The sequence below is a fragment of the Moraxella sp. genome (genome assembly GCF_024227015.1).
Taxonomy (GTDB): Bacteria; Pseudomonadota; Gammaproteobacteria; order Pseudomonadales; family Moraxellaceae; genus Moraxella.
The window spans coordinates 1-5,051 of record NZ_JAAELD010000230.1 but is presented as its reverse complement, the minus strand read 5'-3'; the positions used below and the strand labels follow the sequence as shown (position 1 = coordinate 5,051).

The 5,051-nt window shown below is 44.6% G+C and carries 6 protein-coding genes; 4 read left to right on the top strand and 2 right to left on the bottom strand.

The window, feature by feature from the left end:
* Positions 1–20 precede the first annotated feature (20 nt).
* Both GY683_RS05380 and GY683_RS05375 read left to right on the top strand, forming a co-directional pair.
* Positions 21–932, top strand: coding sequence for a lysophospholipid acyltransferase family protein (locus GY683_RS05380; RefSeq protein WP_297287768.1), 912 nt, complete (start codon positions 21–23; stop codon positions 930–932).
* The gene (locus GY683_RS05375) at positions 929–1,675 is read left to right on the top strand and encodes a glycosyltransferase (protein WP_297287767.1); all 747 of its coding nucleotides are present in this window, start codon (positions 929–931) and stop codon (positions 1,673–1,675) included. Before GY683_RS05380 ends, GY683_RS05375 begins: the two co-directional genes overlap by 4 nt.
* A 69-nt stretch (positions 1,676–1,744) precedes the next feature.
* Here GY683_RS05375 and GY683_RS05370 read toward each other — a convergent pair whose 3' ends face one another.
* Positions 1,745–1,912, bottom strand: coding sequence for a hypothetical protein (locus tag GY683_RS05370; protein WP_162888273.1), 168 nt, complete (start codon positions 1,910–1,912; stop codon positions 1,745–1,747).
* Between the two features lie 189 nt (positions 1,913–2,101).
* Positions 2,102–3,598, bottom strand: a complete 1,497-nt coding sequence (locus GY683_RS05365) for a DUF3360 family protein (RefSeq protein WP_367274111.1) — start codon at positions 3,596–3,598, stop codon at positions 2,102–2,104.
* Positions 3,599–4,003: 405 nt separating this feature from the next.
* Here GY683_RS05365 and GY683_RS05360 point away from each other — a divergent pair, with 405 nt between their 5' ends.
* Together GY683_RS05360 and GY683_RS05355 are read left to right on the top strand one after the other, a co-directional pair.
* On the top strand, positions 4,004–4,204 hold the full coding sequence (locus GY683_RS05360) for a DNA gyrase inhibitor YacG (protein ID WP_297287765.1): 201 nt from the start codon (positions 4,004–4,006) through the stop codon (positions 4,202–4,204).
* Between the two features lie 30 nt (positions 4,205–4,234).
* On the top strand, positions 4,235–5,051 hold an 817-nt coding region (locus tag GY683_RS05355; RefSeq protein WP_297287764.1), incomplete at its 3' end, for an aminotransferase class III-fold pyridoxal phosphate-dependent enzyme.

The window sequence follows — 5,051 nt, the reverse complement described above, 5'->3', positions numbered from 1 at the left end:
CGGAATAAGGCATCTTTTTGATGTACGATTTGATTAGATTTGTGCCGCTACCGCTCATGCGCGTGGTGGCGCAAACTGGCGCTTGGCTTGTCAAATTGACGAATGCCAGCATCTATCGTAGTATTGATAGAAATCTGATGCTCGTCAATCCCAGTATGGCGGATAAAGACAGAGCTCAGTTGGCGACAGAAGCGCTTCATCATCAGATGATTAGTACTGCTGACAGCTTAAAGAGCTGGGCAATGCCTCCTGAATGGTCTATCAAGCAAATCAAAGCCGTACATAACATTGAGATCTTCAAAGAAGGATTGGCTCATCCTAATGGCATGCTTGCCATTGTACCTCACATTGGTACGTGGGAGATGATGAATGCATGGATTAATCAGTTTGGTAAGCCTGTCATCATGTACAAGCCAGTCAAGTCTAAAGCCATGGATCGATTCATTCTGCAGGGTCGTCAAAGGCTGAATGCCACCCTCGTACCGACAGATGGCACCGGTGTTAAAGCGATATTTAAGACTTTAAAAGAAGGTGGCTTTAGTATTGTTCTGCCCGATCATGTGCCTGATCCTTCGGGTGGTGTTATCGTACCATTTTTTGGGATACCGACATTAACCAGTACCTTAGCCTCAAAGCTTGCCCAAAAGACCCAATGCGCTCTTGTGGGGCTTAGCTGTATTCGCCGTGATGACAATAATGGTTTTGAGATCTTTTGCTATCGCCTGGATGATCCTGATTTGTACGACAAAGACATTGAAGTTGCAACCCAGGCATTAAATAATGCAATGCAGCGCATGATCGAACCGCATTTTAGCCATTATATGTGGGGCTATCGACGGTTTAAATTCACGCCTTTTGGTGAGAATCCTTATCTACTGCCTTTTGATCATCTACATCGCCAAGTAATCACCTATAAGGATGGGCACTCATGAGTGATACCAATTACATCATTTGCATGAAATGGGGCACCAAATACGGCCCAGAGTACGTAAACCGCCTTTATAATATGGTAGCGCGCAATCTCACCCTGCCGTTCGCTTTTGTATGCCTGACTGACGATCCAAGTGGCATTCGCGATGAAGTGGTATGTCATCCGATTCCTGAATTAAACCTACCAAGCAACATCCCAGAACGCGGTTGGAAAAAACTCACCACCTTCAAGCCTGATCTGTACGGACTTAAAGGCACAGCATTATTCTTAGACATTGATATCGTCATTGTGGACAATATTGATTGCTTCTTTACGCATCAAGCCGAGCATGATGACAGTGTGATGATCATCAGAGACTGGAAAAAGCCTTGGCGTATGGTGGGTAACAGCTCTGTCTATCGATTTAAGGTTGGTTATAATACCTACCCTAACCTTCTAAGTCATTTCGAACAGAATTTCGAGAAAATCCGCAGCGAAGTAAGGCACGAACAAGCCTATCTTTCTAATTATCTGCGCGAGCATCACCATCTTGAATACTGGGATCCAACTTGGTGCGTCAGTTATAAATATCACTGCTTACAGAAGATTCCTCTGGCATACTTTAAGCCGCCTGTGAAGCCCAAAGACGCCAAGATTGTCATATTCCATGGTGAGATTAACCCACCTGATGCGATTAATGGCGGTGGTGGCAAATGGTATCGCCACGTTCTACCCAGCCAATGGATTAAGGATGCATGGCAATAATTAACCAATTAACTTGCCTGCCTTATAAAATAAAAAAGCACTCAATTGAGTGCTTTTTTATTGTAGTGATTAACGCTTAAACATATCACCTTGGCGGTTCTTTTTGACGTATTCGATCATGCAGTCGCGAAGTAGCTGGCTTGCGGTACGGTTATTGTCACGTGCTGCTTGTTTGAATTGTTCTACGAGATTTTTATCGACGCGCATGTTAAATGTGGTTTGTTCGTTGTGTGCCATGATGGACCTTATTGGATAAAACAAGAAAATAAAACAGGGCGCAATTATAACAAGCTTTGTGTATTTTGCAAGGGTTTTGGACGTGATTTTGCATAAAATTCGCACATTTTTTGCACATTTTATGTCATCACAAAATCCATGCACTAAAAAAGCCGCTCAATAATGAACGGCTTTTTAATTAAGAGTAAGTTAAACTCTAAATTGTGGTAAGAACGCATCGATACCAGGGAACATACCCACGGCACCCATCGCCACACACAGGATGATAAACCCGATCAAAGGAATCATCACACGTCCAGAGAAGCCCAGATCGCGGCTACGTTGTTTATCGCCGATTAGACCTAGGTTGTCTAGTAGCATGGTTAAAGACCAGCCAAACACAGGGTTAACCAGCGCTGAGGCGAATACGACGATCGCAGCTGATTGAGTGGTTTTACCTTTACGGGTCATTTCCATGCCAGCTTCTAATAATGGTACGAATACCGCAACGATAAGCGCTGTACTAAGCACAGGCTGCCATACCGCCAAGTCCATTGGATAGCCCCAGATGGCTGCTATAATACAGAACACCGCTGTCAAGATTGCACCAGCCGGGATAGGACGCTTAGCGATTGCTGCGGGCACCACATAAGTACCCCATGAAGACGTAAAGTTTGCACCACCTAACACAGAACCAACAACTTGGCGAGCGGAACAGCCGACCATGGTGTCATCGATGTTCATGTAAGTGCGCTCAGAGCGTGGCGGGTAGCTGATTTTTTGGAACACTTGATGACCCAAGAAGTCAGGTGACCACATGGCAACTGCCAGAACCGCGAATGGAAAGGCAACAATGAATGCTTTTAGATCAGGCAGACCTAGTGTCCAACCAGTATCTTCACCCCACCAATACATCGGGCTTAGTGGTGGCAAACCAGGATCGGTCTTAAATTCAAATGGCGCACCTAAGAAGAATGCCAAAGCTCCTGCCAAAGCACAGCCAATCGGAACGGCAAGCCAGCGTTTTTGGAAGTGCTCAAGCAGTGCATACATGATAATGGTGGCAATGATGATAATAAAGGCAATGTGTGGCAAGCCAATTTTATCCGCCCAAGCAATCATGTTCTTGACTTGTCCAATTGTGCCGACAAAGCCTAAATAAAGCAATAAGCCCCCTGCCACGCCATTACTTGTCAGGCGTGCCATGAGACTACCGCCTTTAAATAAGGCGAGAATTATCCCAAACACACCCATCAACAGACCAAAAGCCAGCGGATGTCCACCAGCGGCAACAACGATAGGGATCAAAGGAATTAAAGGGCCGTGCGTACCCGGTAGATTAGAAGTTGGCAGGAGAAACCCTGACAAGATTAGCACAAAGAATGCTGCGATCAGCATTTCATAACGTACGTTTTCAAGAACGAAGGCTTCAGATAGACCCAAAGGTGCCGCGAAAGCTGCAGCCATCGCACCAACCATCACGATTTTACCGATGGTGGCCGCCATTGCTGGGATAGCATCTTCTAACTCAAAGCGATAATCGCGGAAAGGTAAATTCACACGCCAACGTTTTGGCTGCATGATTTGTAGTTCATGCTGCAAATATTCGTCACGTGTGGCAAATTCTGAACTAGGTTTGTGAAGTTCGACGTAGCTTTTGCCGCCTAAATCACTAAGAACGCCGTTACCAGCTACTGGATCATCAATTTTATCAGTCACAATACATACTCCTTACCATTGTGATGATTTGAAACATCCAAAAACCCTGTCCTTCCCATCACCTTGATGCTGGAAAAACACTTTTTGGATGCCGATTATCTTTTTAAAACGAGCATCGATAAGCAGCTGTATGATGAATTTCTAAAAATAACCAAACCTTGGATGACGTCACGATCAAACAAATTGCCATTGAAATTTGTTCATTTTTTGAAATATCTCTAAACAGTATTCAAACCGTAAATACAGTGCCATCCATGTCCGCGGATGATTATAGCTTGTCTGATTCGTTATGTCATGCATTTTTTTCAAAATTTCTAAAAATTTAGCCACAAATCCGTGATAAATTGCCGCTTTATGATACAATAATTTGAAATTCTAATATCAATACCAATCATGAATCACCCAAAAATGTACCCTTGCCCAACTTGCAAAACCCCAACAAAATGGCAAGACAATCCTACTAAGCCCTTTTGTTCCAAGCGTTGCCAGCTTATAGACTTGGGCGAATGGGCATCTGAGAATTATAAAATTGCCAGCAGCGATACGCCATTTAGCGATGAGCTCAACGATCCACAAAGCTCAACTATTAATTAAAATTGTTAGTAAATCTAAATAGGAATTATCATGAGTTATTTAATGCCAACATACGCCCGCCAGCCTGTTAATTTTGTGCGTGGCGAAGGGTCTTATCTGTTCGATGATCAGGGTGTGGCGTATTTGGATGCGTTGACAGGTATTGCGGTATGTGGACTTGGTCATTGCCATCCCGCCATTAGCCAAGCGATTAAAGAACAGGCGGACACGCTGATTCACACCAGTAATTTATTTGGCATTCCTTGGCAAGAAAAGGCGGGCGAAATCCTATGCCAAAAAGCGGGCATGGACGAGGTATTTTTCGGTAATTCAGGTGCCGAAGCGAATGAATGTGCTTTAAAGCTTGCCAGACTCTATGCGCATAATAAAGGCAAACAACGCCCAAAAGTAATCGTGATGGATCACGCCTTTCACGGTCGCACCCTTCTAACTGTAACCGCTACTGCTAATCCGAAGGCTCGAGAGGGTTTTTATACATTGGATGATGACTTTATTCGTGTGCCATTTGGTGATAGCGATGCTGTGCGTGCGTTAAGCGGTGATCAGGACATTTGTGCTGTCTTTGTTGAGCCAATCCAAGGCGAAGGCGGACTACATACACCACCCGAGGGTTATTTAGAAGCACTGTCAAAAATCTGCGATGAGAATGATTGGCTATTCATGCTTGATGAGGTGCAGACTGGTAATGGCCGCACAGGCAAATATTTTGCCTATCAGCACAGCAGCGTCAAGCCCGATGTGCTTACCACTGCCAAAGGTCTGGGCAATGGCTTTCCTGTTGGGGCGTGCATGGTGTCAGGTCGTGCTAAAGGGTTATTTACGGCAGGCTCACATGGCTCAACCTATG